Origin of the sequence: uncultured Rhodoblastus sp. (assembly GCF_903903185.1) — a bacterium.
Lineage (GTDB): Bacteria > Pseudomonadota > Alphaproteobacteria > Rhizobiales > Beijerinckiaceae > Rhodoblastus.
In genome coordinates this window covers 1-17,187 of the sequence record NZ_CAIUXT010000256.1, presented here as the reverse complement: position 1 = coordinate 17,187, position 17,187 = coordinate 1, and the positions used below count along the sequence as shown (strand labels likewise).

The following is a 17,187-nucleotide window of genomic DNA, read 5'->3' as shown; positions in this document are numbered from 1 at the left end:
TGATCTCCAGAGTTGCAAGACAGGAACGAATTCAATGCCAGACGCATCGAACGCCGATTCAACCACCCCCCCTACTCCTCACCGGGCTGCGGACCCGCGACAAGACCTGCACATCCTCATCGACCTCGTTCGCGAAATGGATCATGGCCAAAACGCGCAGCTCGAAGCGACCGGCCTCCTGCGCGAGGAAGTCGGCGCTCTACAAGGACTGCTCGCTCATCTGATCCAGATTCTCACGCCGCAACAGTCGGAAGACGAAGGGGAGAGCTTGCGCGACCTGCTCTCGCGCGTCATCGCACACCAGAGAGAACTCGCAAGACTGCTCAAGGTAAACCTCGCCACATCCGGCCGAATCGAAACACGCCTCGGTGGCGCTCCAACACCTCCCAAAACGTCAGCGGTCTTCTGAGCCATGCTCAACTTCGCGAAAGTCGCCGCCAATTCCGAAGGATCAAAAATCCGCGCTTATCTCACGCAGGACAAGCCCGAGCCCGAAACGCTCACCGTCTCTGGAATCGACCCTGCCGGGCGCAACCTCGACACCGGCGAAACCCTCTCGAATTATTACACCGGTCGAGGCGAGCCGGCGACCTGGCGCGCCGACATGCCCGCCAAGGTCGCAGCCGCTCTTGGGATCAAAAGTCCGAAAAACAGGCCACAATATGCCGAGCTTGACCCTCTGTTCGAAGCCCGCCGCGCCGACAACGGCGAGGCATGGACGAACCAAAAGCGCACAAATTCCGGGTTCGATTTTGTGTTCGCTCCACATAAATCCATATCCCTCGCAGCGGAATTTGCGCAAACGCCAGCCGAAAAAGTCTTGATTCGTGATGCTATCCACCGGGCAAACGATGAGACACTGCGCTATGCCGCTCACGATCTCGGCGCCGCGCGAAAGGGAAAAGGAGGCCTCAAAGGCGTCGATTCCGGCGACATCGGCTGGGTGACATTCGCTCACGACGCCGCGCGCCCGACGCTCGCGGTTCAGGATGGCGCAGCCGGCGGCACCTACCTCGTCGACGCGCCAATCGCCGGCGATCCGCATTTCCACCTCCACAATTTCATCCCAAACCTGGTTGTCACCGAAACCGGCCGCATCGGTTCAATCGATTCTCGCGTCATTACCGCGCACAAGATCCACGAGCTCGGCGCGGTCTTTCAGACCTTTCTCGCGCAAAACCTCCGTGATCTCGGTATTCGCGTCGGCTATGACGACACCGAACAGGCGATCGTCGCCCTCGATGTTCCCGAAGAAGCGGTGGCTCTTTTCAGCAAACGCGACCGCCAGGTCATCGGCGACGCCAAACGCTTTGCTCGGGAAAACAGTCTGAACTGGGACGAATTGTCCCTCGACCGCAAGAAAACGCTCCTTCACGAAGCCAGCGCGGCTGGGCGTCTCGGTAAAACCAAGGACGAAGCCCACGAGGTTTGGCGCGCTCAAGCCGCCAACATCGGTTGGACCCACGAAACGATCCTTGCCGCCGCGCCGCGGCAGATTATCCCCGAGGCCGAGCGCCACGAAACCGCCTATAGAATCGCGACGGGATCGCTTTCCGCCGAATTCGTCGCGGCGGCTGTTCTCGATCACGAACGCTTGCGCGTCCACGCCGCGCGCGGCCTCATTTCCGTAGGTGCGCCAGGCGGGCGCAAAGACGTCGACGCCGTCATCGCGATGATCGAACAACGCGGCTTCGCTCATAACGGGGTTCAAGTTTCCCTTATCTCTGGACGCCACGACCATAACGTGCGGATCAGCCACAGCTCACAAGTCCAGATCGAACAAGCCGTCTCGGAAAAAGCCCGCCAAGCCGCGCTCGATCATTCGGTGGACCTTTCCGACGCGGCGGTTCGCGCCGCCATCGCCGCTCTCGAAAACGCCGGGGACGGAATGAAATTCAGTCGCGAGCAATCCGCCGCCATCTATGCTCTGGGACGCGGCGGTCGGCTCTCGCTTTTGACCGGCGTCGCCGGCGCCGGCAAAACGACGCTGCTCAGTCCCCTGGTCGACGCCTGGCGGGCGGACGGGAGGCGCGTGGTCGGCATGTCCACCGCCTGGCGGCAGGCCGACGCGATGAAAGACGCCGGAATCGCCGAAACCTTCGCCCTGCACCCGCTCCTCAATGCGATCGACACCGGCGAATTCCGCGCCGACACGCGAACCGTCTTGGTCATCGACGAAGTCAGCCAGATCGGTCCGAAATCCATGCTCCGCCTGCTCGAGCATCAGGCCGAGACCGGAATGACTATCAAAATGCTTGGCGATCGCGAACAGGTCCAATCGATCGAGGCCGGAGACACGATCGAGTTACTCCGCCGCGTCCTGCCCAAGGTCTCCATGCCCGAAGTCCTGACGGCGGTGCGCCAGAAAGCCGAACGCGATCGCGAAATCGCCGCGCACTTTCGTGGCGGAGAGGCCGGCGTCGCATTCTCGATGAAACGCGACGACGGCACAGCCCAGCTCATTGACGGCGATTACGATCAGGTCATTCGGAAAATAGCCGATCTCTACATCGCGCGCTCGGACGCCCTCACCGCCCAGGACCCCGCGCTAGGCGTCACGATCACGACCCTGACCAATGCGGAGGCGGCCGACATCAGCCTGGCCATTCGCGACCGCCTGAAAGCCAGAGGTGAGATTGGCGCCGACGAAGCCACCTACAAAGCCGTGCTTTACCGCGCCAACAAGCCAGAATTTTTCGACCTCCCAATCGCCACCGGAGATCGTCTGCGGCTCTATCGAAAAACCCGGACCGAAGTCGGCGGCCGCCTTGTCGGCGTTGGCAATAACGGAGACATTGTCGAGGTCGCCGGGAAAACGGCCCAGGGCTTTTTACTGCGCAACACTCGCGGCGCCCTATTGAATGTCGATTGGAAGGCCTTGACCGACAAGTCAACCGGACGCCTGTTGCTCGGACCCGGGCGCGCCTTCACCATCGACGCCGCGCAGGGCATGAGCACAAAAGGCGAGCATATCAACGCCCTGCCCCGTGGAACCGCCGCAACGACCGCCTTCAAAATCTACACGGCCGAAAGCCGCGCCACCGGTCGCACCCACATCGTCATTTCCAAAGGCGCGGTTCTTGCCACCGTGCAACGGTCGCGCGCGCTCGGCGACCGGACGCCGATCGATGAGGACGATCTGTGGCGAAGGGTGGAAAACGACGCCTCTGCAAAGCCCTATAAAGCGCTCGCGCTCGACCTTTTTAGCAAAGGCCGCAAGCAGCGGAATGAGGCGATTGTCGACGGCCTGAAAAGCCACAAGATCCTCGACGACATCAAGCGGACGACGCCGGAATTCGCGGCGCGCGTTCGCTCCACCTTCGAGGACGGGTTGGCCCGATTCGCCTGGGCGGAACAGCGCGCCGCCCTTGCCGACATTCTCAAGGACGCGTTTGCGAGCCTGCGCGAGGCCAGCGAATTCCTCACGGAACACCTGCGCGCGAAGCGTGAAGTCGTCAGGCCGGGAGGATCGGCTTCCGGCCCCGGGCCACAAACTCCGACAAGTGAAAACGAGCCTGGCGCCCGGCCCTCATTGCCATCGCCAAGGTAAAGAGGGTTGCGCTGCGCGGCGAATGAGGACGCCAGAAGGCTATAACTTTGACGGTCGCGACCGCGCTCGACGCAGCACGTCGCGTAGGCGGCGGAGAGGTCAAGCCTGGGTTCCAAACGCCCGGCCTCGCGTTCGGCGCCGAGGACATACTCAGCTTCGAGGGCGTGGAGCGCGAGGACCTCAATGCCTGAACGCAAACCCGCCTGCCAACCCTGTTTCAAGACCGTGGACATCGAAGCGTCGACGTAACCGGTCGCGATTGCCGCCATGGTGTCAGGGGCCTGACGAACCGCAAACTTCCTGGGTCAACGGACCGAGGTCTCGAATCGGCGGAAAGCGGGCATAGGGTGCAGGACCGGTCCCGAGAAGTTACCGGTCGATGGCTGCATGGAATGGTTGGGCCAACTCCAGAAATCCGTGGGCGGTTGAATACGACATCGATTCAATAACGCGAGCCGGCACGAAGCGGATTTTCGCGGGATCGGGCGGGACCTCCAAATTCAACACCCTTGACCTTCAAGCTTTACCGATTACGCTCAAGGCTGTCTGCCGGGGCGGAGGGGCCAATCCATGTGTTTCGCTTGCAGTCCATTCGCCGGCGCCCTCGCCGGCGCCATGTCGCGCCGCGCGCTCCTGAAACACACGGTCGCCTGGGCCGGGGCGGCGGGGGCGGGGAGCAGTTTCCTTTGCAGCGCGGCGGAGGCGGCGACCGAAAGTGTCGACACGCTCTATGTCGGCGGCCCTATCGTCACGATCAATGACTCGCAACCGACCGCCGAGGCGGTGCTCGTTCGTGGCGGCCGAATCGTCGCCGTCGGCGCGCGCGCCGAGGTCGAAAGCCAGGCGAAAGGCCCGATCGCAACTGTCGATCTCAAGGGCAAGACGCTGCTCCCTGGCTTTGTCGATCCGCACGGCCATGTCGTCATGGTCGGGCTACAGGCGCTCGCGGCGAACCTCCTGCCGGCGCCCGACGGCGAGGGCAACAGCATCTCCGCCCTGCAACGCATCCTGCGCGACTGGATCGCCAGGAACGGCAAGATCATCGAACGCTACGGCGTCATCATCGGCTTCGGCTACGACGACTCCCAGCTTGAGGAACAACGCCACCCGACCCGCGCCGACCTCGACGCCGTTTCTCCGGACACTCCGATCCTGATCGTCCATCAGTCGGGCCATCTCGGGGTCCTGAACAGCAAGGCGCTGGATCAGGCGGGCGTGACGAAGGATACGCCCAATCCGCCGGGCGGCGCGTTCCGTCGCGAGGCCGACGGCGCGACCCCGAACGGCGTCTGCGAGGAGGCGGCTTTCTTCGGCGCGGCCGGCAAGCTTCTTGGCCGCCTCGACGCGCCAGCCTATCTCGAAATGATCAAGGCGGGCGCGGCGTTCTACGCCTCTTTCGGCTACACCACCGTTCAGGAAGGCCGCGCCATGCCCGGCAGCGCGACCATGCTGGCGAAGGCGGGCGAGGCCGGGCTGCTCGATGTCGACGTCGTCGTCTATCCCGACGTCTTTCAGTCTCTCAAGGATATCACGCCCTCGCGCGAGTACAAGAACCGCGTCCGCATCGGCGGCGCCAAAGCGACCATCGACGGTTCGCCTCAGGGCAAGACGGCGTTTCTCTCGCAGCCCTATTACAAGCCGCCGGAGGGGCAGGGCGCCGACTATCGCGGCTATGCCGCGATCACCAGGGAGCAAATCAATGAGGCCGTCGACCTCGCCTTCGCCAACGGCTGGCAGATCATCACCCACGCCAACGGCGACGCGGCGGTGGACTGGCTGATCGACGCGGTCGGCGACGCGACCGCGAAACACGGAACCGGGGACCGGCGCGCGGTGCTGGTGCATGGCCAGACGACGAGGCTGGAGCAACTGCCGAAGCTGAAGGAGCTGGCCATCCTCCCGTCCTTCTTCCCGATGCACACCTATTACTGGGGCGACTGGCATCGCAGTTCGGTTCTGGGGCCGGAGCGGGCCGCGCGCATCTCGCCCTGCAACTCGGCGCGAAAACTCGGCATGATCTTCACAAGCCATCACGACGCGCCGGTCGCCAACCCGGACGCGATCCGCGTGTTGTCGGCAACCGTTACGCGCGTCACGCGATCAGGTTATGTGCTCGGTCCCGAGGAGCGCGTCGACACGCTGACCGCGCTCAAGGCCATGACGATCTGGCCGGCCATTCAGTATTTCGAGGAGGCGAGCAAGGGCACGATCGAGCCCGGCAAGCTCGCCGACTTCGTGATCCTGAGCGACAATCCGCTCACGGTGAAGCCCGAGGCGTTGATCACGCTCAAGGTCGTCGAAACGATCAAGGAAGGAAAGAGCATCTACAAAGCGACCTGAGCGATCGGAGCAAAGCATCCCACCTCGGGTTGCGGGACATATCGGTCCAATGGAAGGGGTCGGGGATGAGCGTTCGAGCTTTAACACTTGCGGCGATACGTTGGATCACGGCGATCGCGGCGGCAGCGGCTATCGGCGCTTACAGCATGGCGTCAATAACTCACGCGACTACGAGCGACGATGCGCGCCGGTTGATCGCCGCACATGGTCAAACCATCGAAGCCTTCGTCTTTGGCGAGGGACCGGAAACGCTGATCATGGCGGCCGGCAATGGACGGCCGGCGTCGCAATTGACGGATCTCGCCAAGGCCATCGCTTCCGCCGGCATTCGCGCGGTCGTCTACAACTATCGCGGGATTGGCGTGAGCGACGGTCCGCTCGACGGCCTGAAGCTGGTCGACTACGGCAATGATGTCTGGGCGATCGCCGACGCGCTTGGTGCGCAGAAGGTTCATCTGGCCGGCAAGACCTATGGCAACAGGGTCATGCGCGCCGCGTCCCAGACAAAGCCCGACCGCGTCGCGACGATCGTTCTTGTCGGGGCTGGCGGCGAGGTTCTACCCTCGCCGGAAACGATCGCGCTCTAAAAGCGGTACACCGACCCCGACCTGCCCAAGTCCGAATGGCTGTCGTTGCAGGCGACGTTGATGTACGCGCCTGGAAACGAGCATCTTGCGGAACAGGACGCGGGGGAAGGCGCGTTCCCGGCGGTCGCAGCCGCGCAGGTCAAGGCCAGCGAGGCGACGCCCAAGGAAGCCTGGAGCATGGGCGGAACCGCGCCGATGCTCGCGATCACCTGCCTTCTCGACCGTGTCGCCGTGCCGGAGAACGCCTACAAAATCGCGGAGACGCGCCCGAACACCTGGCTCGCGGGGCTGCCCGGCTGCGGCCATAACATGATAAACGAGCAGCCCGAAGAACTGCGCCGCCTGATCGTCGGATTCATTCAGGCCCGGTCCGGCGCGAACAAATAGCGGATTGGTTTAACGAGAAGAGTTGACGGTCGTCCATTCAACTTGCCCCGAGCCCCGCGGGAGGAATTGACCATGTGCATTGTATGCAATCCGGAATTCGCCAACGCCATCAACGCGCTGAGCTTCAAATCGCGGCGTCAGTTCCTGCGCGCCGCAGCCGCCGCGACAACGGGCGCGTTTGTCGCCGAGGCCGTGGGGCCGGCGCTTGCGGACGGCTCGCTCGGCGAAACGCTCGCCTCCGGCCTTGCGACGCCGCCGGTCACGATCTTCGTCGCCAAAAAAATCGTCACCATGGAGCGCGACAACCCGACCGCGACCGCCGTCGCGGTCGAGGGCGACAGGATCGTCGCGGCGGGCTCGCTCAACGAAGTCAAGGCGGCGCTCGGCGCGCGCCCCTACCGGATCGATCCGACCTTCGCCGACAAGGTCGTGCTTCCGGGCCTCATCGACCAGCATCTTCATCCCATTCTCGGCGCGCTGACGCTCGCGGTCGAGGTGATCGCGCCCGAGGACTGGGTACTGCCGGGCAGGACCTACAAGGCGGCGATGACGCCCGAGGACTGCCGCGCGCGGCTCAAGGCCGCCGTGGGCGCCTCGAAGGAGTCGAAAGACTGGTTCTTCACCTGGGGCTATCACGGCCTCTGGCATGGGCCGCTCTCGCGCGCCGACCTCAACAAGCTCAGCGCGACGCGTCCGATCGCCGTCTGGCAGCGCTCGTGTCACGAGTTCTACCTGAACGACGCCGCCATCGCCGCGCTCGGCGTGACCGAGGAGGCGACCAAAGGCAAGGGCGAGTGGAGTGAGCAGGTCGATTTCGCGAACGGCCATTTTTGGGAGGGCGGCCTCAACTTCATCATCGGACCGATGATGAAAGTGCTGGCGACGCCCGATCGCCTCAGCTTCGGCCTGAAGCAGATGGTCGCCTATCTGCACGCCAATGGCGTCACCGCCTACAATGAGCCGGGCGCGCTCTATACCCCCGACATGTGGACGCTCTATGAGCAGATCCTCGGCGCGCCCGGCACGCCGATGTATGCGACGTTCCTCGCCGACGGGCGCGGCATCCTCGACCGCGTCGGCCTCGACAAGGGACTGGCGGCGGTCGAACAGCAAATCGCGGTGGCGCCCGCGGCCCCGGGCAAGAAGCTGATGTTCTTCCCGGGCCAGATCAAGCTGTTCGCCGACGGGGCGATCATCTCGCAACTGATGCAGATGAAGGACGGCTATCTCGACGGCCACAAGGGCGAATGGATCATTCCGCCCGACGAACTCGAAAAGCGGATGCGCCTGTTCTGGAACGCCGGCTACCAGATCCACATTCACGTCAACGGCGATCTCGGCCTTGAGGCGCTGCTCGATATCATCGAGAAACTTATGGCGGAAAATCCGCGCGCCGACCACCGCACGGTGATCGTCCATTTCGCCAATTCGACCGAGGAACAGGTTGGTCGCATCGCAAGGCTCGGCGCGATCGTCAGCGCCAATCCCTATTACCCGGTCGGCTTCGCCGACAAATACGGCGAAGTCGGCCTCGGGCCGCAACGCGCCGACGCAATGGTGCGCGCGGCGGCGGTGCTCAAGCATGGCGTCCCGCTTTCCTATCATTCCGACCTCCCGATGGGGCCGGCGGCGCCGCTCGCGCTGGCGTCGTTCGGCGTCAACCGGCTGACGCCCTCGGGTCGGGTCGCGGGTCCCGAGCAGCGCATCGGCGTCGACGACGCGCTCCGCGCGGTGACGATCGAGGCCGCCTGGTCCTGGCGGCAGGAAGACAAGATCGGCTCGATCGCGCCGGGCAAGATCGCCAATTTCACCGTGCTTGAGCAAGACCCCTACGCGGTCGATCCGACGAAGCTCGCGGATGTGCCCGTCTGGGGCACGGTGTTCGAGGGCGCGGTCTACCCGGTTGCGCGCCGCTAGACCAGGACCGGCTCAGACGTCTTGATCCACGCCCGATCAGGATCATCAGCACTGGTTCATTTGGCTATCGGAACGTCAGCCTAGGGCTGGAAAGCCGCCGATGGGCCCTTATGTCGTTCTGCCGCTTCGAGCCGATTCCGGAAGACGGTCATTTCGGTCGGCAGCGCCAAGAAGTGGCACCCATGCGTCGTTCGCGTTTGCCAATCGAGCGAAGGTCCGGTTTCGGCCGAAGACACTGGTTCGTTCGGCCAACGCCATATTTCCGGTTCTGGCGCCGAGCCGCCGGCCAGCCACCATCACGGACGGCCGTTATGCGGTCGGGAGCCTCAGCGCGATCAGGCTTCATGAAACATCGAACGAGGAGCTTACCATTTGCCAATGGTACGGCAATCCCGTTGCTTTTAGGGTTCCGCCATGCAAAGTCGGAAACCAGAAATGAGTAGTCTCGGCGCCTGCGAGTGCACGCACCCTACCAACCTACTGCGATCAATGCGGACCGCTCAAAACCAACGTTGCCGCTGTCAGAGCCATTTCGCGCGCTTGAATCTGATGTAGAGACCCACGCACGCAGCCGTGATCCCCGAGATGACGACGAAATAGCCATATTCGGTCTTCAACTCGGGCATGTTCTGGAAGTTCATGCCGTAAATGCCGGCAATCGCCGTGGGCACCGCGAGGATAGCGGCCCAGGCCGCGAGCTGGCGGGTGATCGCGCCGGTGCGCTGCTGTTCGAGCAGGTTGCTGAATTCGAACACCGAGGTCAGCACTTCGCGCAGATCGTCGACCATGGTCCGCACCCGGCGCACATGATCGAGGACATCGTTAAAATAGGGACGCGTCTCGCCATCAATGCAAGGCAGGTCGGTTCGCACGAACTTGCTGGCCACCTCACCCATGGGAACGAGCACTCGCCGGAATCGGATGAGTTCACGGCGGAGCGTGAATATGCGGGTGATCTCCTCCCTGCCAAGAAAATTGTCGATGGTGCGCTGCTCCATCGCCAGCACCTCGTCCTCGATCGTCTCCACCACCGGCAGGTACCCGTCGACGATATAATCCAGGATCGCGTGGAGGATATAGTCGACGCCATGGATCAGTTTTGTCGGCGCCGCTTCGAGCATTTGTCGAAGAACACTGTGCGAGCGCGCCGATCCGCTGCGGACGCTGATAATGTGGCTGTGGCCGACGAACATCGCGGTTTCGCCATAGGCGATCACGTCGTTCTCCAGGTGCGCCGTCATGGCGACGACGAACAATTGGTCGTCGTAGATGTCGACCTTGGGCAGTTGGTTCGCCTTCAGCGCGTCCTCGACCGCCAGCGGATGCAGATCGTAGGTCTTCTGTAGCTTGCGCAACTCCTCCTCGGACGGGTCTGCGAGGCCGATCCAGACGAACTCCGTCCTGTCCTGCGCGCAATCGACCTTCTCGTCGATGGAAATCTCGCGAACGCGCTTGCCGTTGCGATACAGATAAGCGGCGACAATCGACATGAGCAGCCTCAAGAGCGATGGCGCCGCGTCATCGGAGAGCCGCGCTTTATGTCAGGTGGTTCTAGCAGCACTTGAGCCGCCACATTATTGGTGGGTCGCGCGATCCTATCGACGGTTGTGGATCATATATGGACGACCTCTTTCAAGCGCTTCTTTCGTTTTGAACGATTTGGTCGGCTGCGGTCATATGTCCCGGCTCTATTGATGCGGCACACATTCCCGCGGGCCTTGATGAAGTTCGACGACCGGGATCCCTATCACGAGCGGGCTTTACGCTCATGACGCAAGCGGGTTGTTCCTGATCTTCGGTGGCGATCGTGTCGTTCAAACGACTCGACTTGACTGCCGTGACCGCGGCCGCAATTGCGATCTACGATTCAAGCGCTTATCGAATGGCTGCTTATTTGCCAATCATGGCGTGGCTACTGCGGGAACGGTAATGACCAGAACTGGCGCCGAGCCGGCGGCCAAGCCTTATTTCGAACGGCCGCTGTGCTCGGTTTGGACCTTCAGCGCCACCTACGCGTTATATATTTCAGACCCGCATGGCGCGGGGATATCGGGTGGGAGGGTAGGACAGGGAGACTACATCCATGTCCGAGACCCACATTCAAAAAACGGCTCAGCGCGAAGCACCCTGGAACAAAGGACGACTGGTCGGTCAGAAACGCCCCCTCAAGCCAAAGGAAGTCTGGAATATCCGGGCCCGGCTTCAAATAGACGCTCGAAGGCGCGACCTCGCCATGTTCAACCTGGCGATCGACAGCAAACTGCGGGGATGCGACCTCGTCCGATTGAAGATCGACGATTTGTGCATCGGCGGCCACCTGCGCGACCGCGCAACGATCATTCAGAAGAAGACCGGCAGGCCGGTCCAATTTGAACTCACGGAGCAAACGCGGGCGTCGGTCGAGGATTGGCTGGCAATGCTCAAAATCCGCGATGGGCGGTTTCTTTTTCCGAGCCGTGTCCATCAAGAGCCCCACATTTCGACGCGCCAATATGCGCGAATCGTCCATGGCTGGGTAAAAAGCGCCGGTATGGACGACTCGGCATACGGCACGCATTCGATGCGGCGGACGAAGGCGGCCCAGATTTATAAAAAGACCGGGAACCTCAGGGCGGTTCAGCTTTTGTTGGGACACTCGAAATTGGAGAGCACCGTCCGTTATCTCGGAATCGAGGTGGATGACGCGCTCAGCATTTCGGAACAGGTAGAACTGTGAGGGATCGGTTGCGGCGCCGCCAGACTGCGACGCCGCAACTCCACCTCAACCGATAATTCCGGTGACCGCTCGACCGGGGAATTTTGACCCGTTCCGGTCGTTGCCGCAGCTGCCAGGCGCCCCACCCGATCATTTCGTCCTGCTATCGAAATATTCTGCTTGCATTCGTGAGGGCGTCCACACAGGTTCAGGTATAATCCATCGTCACCTTTGCTTTCGACTCCCATTGATTTCAGGGTCTGGTCAAGCAGTATCGGTTAGAAGCTCAACGGAAGTATTCGCATGAAGAGACCACCAAACCGGTATCGACCGACCGACGCCTTGTCCTTAGCCGAAGCTGTGTTCAAACCAGCGTCGCCGCCGTCGGCCGAGCCCGTCCGCGCGCAAAGAAAAGGTCGCGTTCCCGTCTCTAAAGAATTGGTGTCGATCAAGCTCGACAGCGATCTGATTGCACATTTTCAAGAGGATGGGCCGGGTTGGCAGGAGCGAATCAACGATGTGCTCCGACGGGCAACGGGCTGGTAATCCGGCGATCTCTCAAAAGGTAATTCTCCAATGCCGAATTTCCGACGCCTACTACATATAGACCTGTTGGTGCGTCGCGAAGACACCGCCTGATTGGCTGTACGTGACCCTGATCAGTCCTTCGCCGAAGTTGAGACGCATGCGATTCAATAACTCAAAGCGGTCTTCTGCCTCAGGAAGACGCCACGCGCTGAACCATTTTCCCATCGATTAAGTCGATGGCTGCGCAAAGACTCCACTGATTTTTGCGGCCAATTGCTCGATGGTGAACGGTTTTGAGATGAAATTGACGCCGGCATCCAGCACGCCGCCATGTACGACGGCGTTGCGTGTGAATCCGGTGGTGAACAAGACTTTCATCTGGGGCCAGCGCCGAACGGCCTCGTCAGCAAGCTTCCGGCCGTTCATGCCCGGCATCACGATGTCGGTGAACAGAAGATCGACCTCGGGGTGCTCGTCGATCAGCTTCAATGCCGAGATGGCGTCGTCCGCATGAAGGACGGTATATCCAAGCTCACGAAGCGACATGACCGTGAGGCCGCGCACCTGGCTTTCGTCTTCCACGACTAGAACGATCTGGCGCGGATTGCCATGCCTCATGTTGCGCGTTTCATCGTGCCGCTGACGCGCAGCGGCATTGCCTGCCGACTCGGAATCGAAGGAACGTGGTAGGTAGAGTTTGATCGTTGTGCCGTGGCCCAGTTCGGAATAGATCTTCACGTGACCTCCGGACTGCTTGACGAAGCCAAAAACCTGGCTCAAGCCAAGCCCGCTGCCCCTGCCTACCGCCTTGGTGGTGAAGAACGGCTCGAACGCCGCGCTCAAAACCTCCGGGGCCATCCCGGTCCCCGTATCGGTCACGGCGATCAGCACGTAATGGCCCGCCTGCACGTCCCGATTTTCGCGCGCATACCTCTCGTCCAGATGCGCGTTGCTTGTTTCAATGGTGAGCGAACCTTCGCTCGACATCGCGTCCCGGGCGTTAACGCAAAGATTGAGCAGCGCGTTTTCCATCTGGCTGGCATCGATTTTCGCGGTCCACAATCCGCCGGAAAGAACGGTCTCGACCTTGATCGCCTCACCGATCGTCCTGGAGATCATGTCGGACATGCCGCCGACAATATGGTTGAGATTGAGCGACTTCGGCTCCAAAGGCTGTTGCCGCGAAAAGGCCAGCAACCGGTTCGTGAGCGTCGCCGCCCGCTGAGCGCCGTCAAGCGCACCTTCCAGCAAAAGGTCTATATTGGCGGCGCCCTTGGCTAATCGCTTTTGCGCCAGGTTCAAGGAGGAGATTATGACGGCGAGCATGTTGTTGAAATCATGTGCCAGCCCCCCGGTCAGTTGCCCGATGGCCTCCATTTTTTGCAGATGGCGAACCTGCGCGTCGGTTTCGAGGCTGGCTGCGAGGCTTGCGGTAAGCTTGGCGTTGGACTCGGCCAGCGTCTTGATCGCGTCCAGCGTCTGCCGCCACCAAAGCATAAGCAGAGCGGCGACCGCCGCGCCAATCAAGGCAAACGATATCGAGAACAAGGCGAGGGTGCTTGAAGCTGTCGCGGTGCGCAGGTCAAAAAGCGCTCTCTCGACTCTCTCGATCTCGACGATTTTTTGCCCCGCCAATTCGAGATCGGTCAGGGCTTGCACAATCAGTCCGGAGTTCGCGCCGGCCTGAAACTCACCGGCGCCTCGTGCTTCAATCAAGGTTAGGCCGGGCGCAATATGCTGCTCGATCAACCCCTTCAATTCTGCAAGGCGCTTGCGTTGATCGGGGTTGTCCTGAACGAGCGCCGTGGTCTGAATCAACCGGTCGATCACGATTTCCTGAGCGGACGCGCTGGCCGAAAGAAATCCCTTTTCCCCGGTTTCCAGAAACATCAGGCGGTCGCGTGTCGTTTCCATCAGATCGGCCGAGAGCATCGACAGCGATGCGCGCACTTGCGACGTATGTCTAATCCAGCCGACCGCGTTTTGATTGGCCCATCCTAAAACGAGGAAAAAAACGACAAAGACGCCCAATATCGTGGCGAGAACGATTGGCAAATAGGTTGTGTGCCATTTGAAAAGTTTCGAATGCATGAATTCTGACCCTGGATCGGGATGCGAATAAATTGCCAATTTTCGCATTATATCACGTTTATCCTTGCAAATATTATAAATTGATGGCATATTAATACATTATTTTTCTGTAATTTAATCCTTTAGTTTAGCTTAAAAATTGGGAGAATGGCGGCTTGGAAACGAGTGAATCCGATACATGCACTTTAGCTGGACTTCGCGTTATTATCGTTGAGGACGAGGCTATGCTAGCTCTCTGCCTCGGTGAGGTCATCGAAGACGAAGGGGGCGTCGTCGCAGGCGTGGCGGAAACGGTTGCGGCGGCGCGGGTCCTCGTGGCTTCAGCAACTTTTGACGTCGCGATCATTGACTTGCATCTTCATGGCCAGCAGGCCGATGATGTGGCGGAGTCCATCATCCGTAGCGGGCGCGCCATCATCATTTCGACCGGTTCCGACGCGTCCGAAGTTCCGGCTAGGTTTCAGGAATGGCCAATATTGCGCAAACCTTACAAAGACGCCGAAATATTTTCAGCCATTAGGTCCGCTGCCGAAAGCGCAGGGTCGGTGGTGCGTTTGGATCCGCAAAATTTGATTGCGGCATGGCGCAGAAATTATTGACTCCGGAATGGGCGGGCGATTGCGTCGGACTGCACGTCAGAGATCGCGATTGAGTAATTTCCGATCCTGTCGAACCGCTTTCGCTATCGGTTAGCCTCTTCCGATCGATGGAGTCCGTATCGGCCATCGATTTCGACGGAGCGTTCAGTAGATATCGCCCCGGCTCTCGCATTCACCGATCAATCTCTTGCGCTTGACTTCGAAGTGATGACGGGCGCGCGAAAACATAGTTTGGAGACTCAACATGAATATAAAAATTTTGGCCGCGACAGCGGCTGTTTTGCTTGTCCTGCCTTTTGCCGCGAACGCCCAGGGCGTCATCGGCGGCGCCGCCGAAGGCGCGCGTGAAGGCAATCATGCCGCTGGCCCGGTTGGCGCGGTGGTCGGCGGCGCGGTCGGCGCGGTCGGCGGTGGCGTCGCCGGACTGCTTGGCGTCGATCAGCAGCCGCGTTTCCGCGCCTATGTTAAGCATGAGCATCGTAGTTCCTACTCTTATAACCGGGCTGTGGCCGTGGGTGCCGAGCTTCCCGTCGCAGGTGTGAACTATTACGAAGTTCCCTCGGAATATGGCGTGAAAGACTATCGCTACACGATCGTCAACGACCAAACTGTGCTGGTCGATCCGAGAACGAATCGCATTGTCGAAATAATCAACTGAAGCCAGCTTTGAGAAAAGCGGGAAGGGCCGCCGTTGAAGGCGACCCTTTCCGCCAGATCGACAACACAGCGTGCCGAATGGCTGACCTTTGGTAAAGGGCAGGACGATTGACGGCGAACGGGTTCTCTCGTCTGGACCCCTGAAATTCGGTCTCGCAATTGTTGAGTAGATTCCGAACCTGCCTTGGCGTTCGACGCGGCTGATAATGTTTCAACTATTGCGGGGCCGCGGAGCCAATTCAGCGGCGCGGCAAGCAACAGGAGGCTCGAATGGTTGACAAGGATCGGATCGCCGGATCGACGAAGGAACTCACGGGTGCTGTCAAGCAGGCGGCGGGTAAGGCAATCGGGGATGTCAAGCTGGAGTCGCAAGGCGCCGCCGAAAAGACCGAAGGCAAGATTCAAAATGCCGTCGGCGGCTTGAAAGACACGATCAAAGAGACGTCGAAGGCTGAAAAGCATTAGGCTTCCGCCCGATGTAGCCCCGCCCAACGCAAAGCCGGCGACGGCGCGAAGGGCGGGCTCCGCGGTTCATGGGGCACGCCAATGAACGGTTGAGGCCAACAAAAAAGGACATTCGAAAATGTCGATAGGCACAATTCTTCTTGTTATCCTGGTCATCCTTTTATTGGGCGGGTTTTCCGGGATTGGCGGCGGCCCATTCTACGGCACGGGCTACTATGGAGGCGGTGGTCTCGGCCTCGTGGTTATTGTCCTGCTGGTCTTGCTTCTGCTTGGCAGAATTTGACTCCGCGAGAACCTGTCCGCGGAAGGATTTGCCCGCGGAAGGCAGATGCTCAACGCAGAACGCCCGCGGCAGCTTTTCGCGCGTCCTGGTCGATGCGGTTTGCTGCGAGAGTCGATGACATGAACAGGAGTCGCAAGCGGTAGCTGGCGCGACAAGACGCCGTCTCGGATTGCGCCCTTGAACCCCGCTGGCTTGGTTGATCCGCGCCCGGGGCGCGCGGCGCGAAGCTGAAGAATTCCTTTCCAATCGTTCCCGCGCACGCGCTGATCGTCGTGTGCCATCCGGCAATGGAGGCTGCTATGGGACGTGGTATTTTGCTCTGGCTTCTGGGCGTTCCAATACCGGTCATCATCCTCATCGCTCTGCTCTATCGATAGGGAGATTGACTTTGACGATTTTGGAAATAGCCGGGCTCGCCAGAGACGAGCCCCCGATTGATGACGAAGCCTCCGCTTCGGCCATATCCTGGAGCGCCGTCTTTGCTGGCGCGATCGTTGCGGCGGCATTGTCCCTTGTCATGTTGCTGATGGGCTCCGGCCTGGGACTCACTATGGTTTCGCCATGGTCGAGCAGTGGCCTCAGCGCGACGGCCTTTGCCGTATCGACAGCCATCTGGTTGATTGTCGTTCAATGGCTTTCCTCCGCGCTCGGCGGTTATCTCACGGGTCGGTTGAGAAAGAGATGGTCTGGAAATCACACGGATGAAGCCTTCTTCCGCGACACGGCGCACGGGCTGCTGATGTGGGCGCTCGCCACCGTCCTGCTGGCTGGAGTTCTGAGTTCGGCGGCCTCGGCAATTGTGTCAGGAGGCGCCGGCGCGGCGGCGTCGCTGGCCTCGGGACAAGCTCAAGGCGCGGCCGATTCCGCAACCGGCAGGGCGACAAATGCAGCGGGTTTGCCAGCCGAATATTTCATCGACCTGATGTTTCGCGCGCCGGCGGCTTCGTCTTCCGCCTCGGACGCCATTGCAGCGATCCAGAATGGGACCGCGCCCCGGGCGGAAGCTTCGCGGATTCTCATTGTGAGCGCCGCCTCCGGCTCGGTGTCGGCTGCTGACAGAAGCTACCTCGCGCAACTCGTTTCCGCTC

16 protein-coding genes are annotated in these 17,187 nt (G+C 60.9%); 14 read left to right on the top strand and 2 right to left on the bottom strand.

Annotated features, from left to right (window positions below; all coding sequences use genetic code 11):
- The first annotated feature begins 34 nt into the window (after window positions 1–34).
- The 7 genes from QZY01_RS23740 (at window position 35) to QZY01_RS23710 (ending at window position 8,781) form a co-directional block, all read left to right on the top strand.
- The gene (locus tag QZY01_RS23740) at window positions 35–409 is read left to right on the top strand and encodes a hypothetical protein (protein ID WP_294542208.1); all 375 of its coding nucleotides are present in this window, start codon (window positions 35–37) and stop codon (window positions 407–409) included.
- Window positions 410–412: 3 nt separating this feature from the next.
- Window positions 413–3,550 (top strand): MobF family relaxase, encoded by a 3,138-nt coding sequence (gene mobF, locus QZY01_RS23735; protein ID WP_294542205.1) that lies wholly within the window; start codon window positions 413–415, stop codon window positions 3,548–3,550.
- Window positions 3,551–3,597: 47 nt separating this feature from the next.
- A complete protein-coding gene (locus QZY01_RS23730; RefSeq protein ID WP_294542202.1) occupies window positions 3,598–3,741 on the top strand; it encodes a hypothetical protein in 144 nt (47 codons plus the stop codon).
- A 379-nt stretch (window positions 3,742–4,120) separates the two neighbouring features.
- Window positions 4,121–5,890, top strand: coding sequence for an amidohydrolase (locus tag QZY01_RS23725; protein WP_294542200.1), 1,770 nt, complete (start codon window positions 4,121–4,123; stop codon window positions 5,888–5,890).
- 146 nt (window positions 5,891–6,036) lie between these two features.
- Entirely contained in the window at window positions 6,037–6,477 is a 441-nt protein-coding gene (locus tag QZY01_RS23720; protein WP_294542199.1) for an alpha/beta fold hydrolase, read from the top strand.
- Window positions 6,478–6,537: 60 nt separating this feature from the next.
- On the top strand, window positions 6,538–6,864 hold the full coding sequence (locus tag QZY01_RS23715; RefSeq protein ID WP_294542198.1) for an alpha/beta hydrolase: 327 nt from the start codon (window positions 6,538–6,540) through the stop codon (window positions 6,862–6,864).
- 72 nt (window positions 6,865–6,936) lie between these two features.
- Entirely contained in the window at window positions 6,937–8,781 is a 1,845-nt protein-coding gene (locus QZY01_RS23710) for an amidohydrolase (RefSeq protein WP_294542196.1), read from the top strand.
- A gap of 521 nt (window positions 8,782–9,302) precedes the next feature.
- Here QZY01_RS23710 and corA read toward each other — a convergent pair.
- The gene (gene corA / locus QZY01_RS23705) at window positions 9,303–10,271 is read right to left on the bottom strand and encodes a magnesium/cobalt transporter CorA (protein WP_294542194.1); all 969 of its coding nucleotides are present in this window, start codon (window positions 10,269–10,271) and stop codon (window positions 9,303–9,305) included.
- Window positions 10,272–10,864: 593 nt separating this feature from the next.
- On the opposite strand from corA, the gene QZY01_RS23700 reads away from it, so the two are divergent.
- A complete protein-coding gene (locus QZY01_RS23700; RefSeq protein ID WP_294542191.1) occupies window positions 10,865–11,497 on the top strand; it encodes a tyrosine-type recombinase/integrase in 633 nt (210 codons plus the stop codon).
- A gap of 282 nt (window positions 11,498–11,779) precedes the next feature.
- Window positions 11,780–12,022, top strand: a complete 243-nt coding sequence (locus QZY01_RS23695) for a BrnA antitoxin family protein (RefSeq protein ID WP_294542189.1) — start codon at window positions 11,780–11,782, stop codon at window positions 12,020–12,022.
- Window positions 12,023–12,232: 210 nt separating this feature from the next.
- On the opposite strand, the gene QZY01_RS23690 is transcribed toward QZY01_RS23695, so the two are convergent.
- Window positions 12,233–14,035: a response regulator gene (locus tag QZY01_RS23690; RefSeq protein ID WP_294542187.1), complete on the bottom strand. Its 1,803-nt coding sequence runs from the start codon at window positions 14,033–14,035 to the stop codon at window positions 12,233–12,235.
- 215 nt (window positions 14,036–14,250) lie between these two features.
- On the opposite strand from QZY01_RS23690, the gene QZY01_RS23685 reads away from it, so the two are divergent.
- From QZY01_RS23685 to QZY01_RS23665, 5 genes are all read left to right on the top strand, one after another.
- Window positions 14,251–14,694, top strand: coding sequence for a response regulator (locus tag QZY01_RS23685; protein ID WP_294542185.1), 444 nt, complete (start codon window positions 14,251–14,253; stop codon window positions 14,692–14,694).
- 244 nt (window positions 14,695–14,938) lie between these two features.
- Complete coding sequence (locus QZY01_RS23680) at window positions 14,939–15,352, top strand: DUF1236 domain-containing protein (RefSeq protein ID WP_294542182.1); 414 nt, start codon at window positions 14,939–14,941, stop codon at window positions 15,350–15,352.
- A gap of 269 nt (window positions 15,353–15,621) precedes the next feature.
- Entirely contained in the window at window positions 15,622–15,816 is a 195-nt protein-coding gene (locus tag QZY01_RS23675) for a CsbD family protein (protein ID WP_294542179.1), read from the top strand.
- 118 nt (window positions 15,817–15,934) lie between these two features.
- Entirely contained in the window at window positions 15,935–16,099 is a 165-nt protein-coding gene (locus QZY01_RS23670) for a DUF3309 family protein (protein ID WP_294542178.1), read from the top strand.
- A gap of 196 nt (window positions 16,100–16,295) precedes the next feature.
- Window positions 16,296–17,187: hypothetical protein (locus QZY01_RS23665; protein ID WP_294542176.1), on the top strand; the 892-nt coding region annotated here is incomplete at its 3' end.

Bases quoted from the DNA above. Each gene is read 5' to 3' on its own strand.
- QZY01_RS23740 (WP_294542208.1), top strand. From the start codon at position 35: ATGCCAGACGCATCGAACGCCGATTCAACCACCCCCCCTACTCCTCAC.
- mobF (WP_294542205.1), top strand. From the start codon at position 413: ATGCTCAACTTCGCGAAAGTCGCCGCCAATTCCGAAGGATCAAAAATC.
- QZY01_RS23725 (WP_294542200.1), top strand. From the start codon at position 4,121: ATGTGTTTCGCTTGCAGTCCATTCGCCGGCGCCCTCGCCGGCGCCATG.
- QZY01_RS23720 (WP_294542199.1), top strand. From the start codon at position 6,037: ATGGCGTCAATAACTCACGCGACTACGAGCGACGATGCGCGCCGGTTG.
- QZY01_RS23715 (WP_294542198.1), top strand. From the start codon at position 6,538: ATGTACGCGCCTGGAAACGAGCATCTTGCGGAACAGGACGCGGGGGAA.
- QZY01_RS23710 (WP_294542196.1), top strand. From the start codon at position 6,937: ATGTGCATTGTATGCAATCCGGAATTCGCCAACGCCATCAACGCGCTG.
- corA (WP_294542194.1), bottom strand. From the start codon at position 10,271: ATGTCGATTGTCGCCGCTTATCTGTATCGCAACGGCAAGCGCGTTCGC.
- QZY01_RS23700 (WP_294542191.1), top strand. From the start codon at position 10,865: ATGTCCGAGACCCACATTCAAAAAACGGCTCAGCGCGAAGCACCCTGG.
- QZY01_RS23695 (WP_294542189.1), top strand. From the start codon at position 11,780: ATGAAGAGACCACCAAACCGGTATCGACCGACCGACGCCTTGTCCTTA.
- QZY01_RS23680 (WP_294542182.1), top strand. From the start codon at position 14,939: ATGAATATAAAAATTTTGGCCGCGACAGCGGCTGTTTTGCTTGTCCTG.
- QZY01_RS23675 (WP_294542179.1), top strand. From the start codon at position 15,622: ATGGTTGACAAGGATCGGATCGCCGGATCGACGAAGGAACTCACGGGT.
- QZY01_RS23670 (WP_294542178.1), top strand. From the start codon at position 15,935: ATGTCGATAGGCACAATTCTTCTTGTTATCCTGGTCATCCTTTTATTG.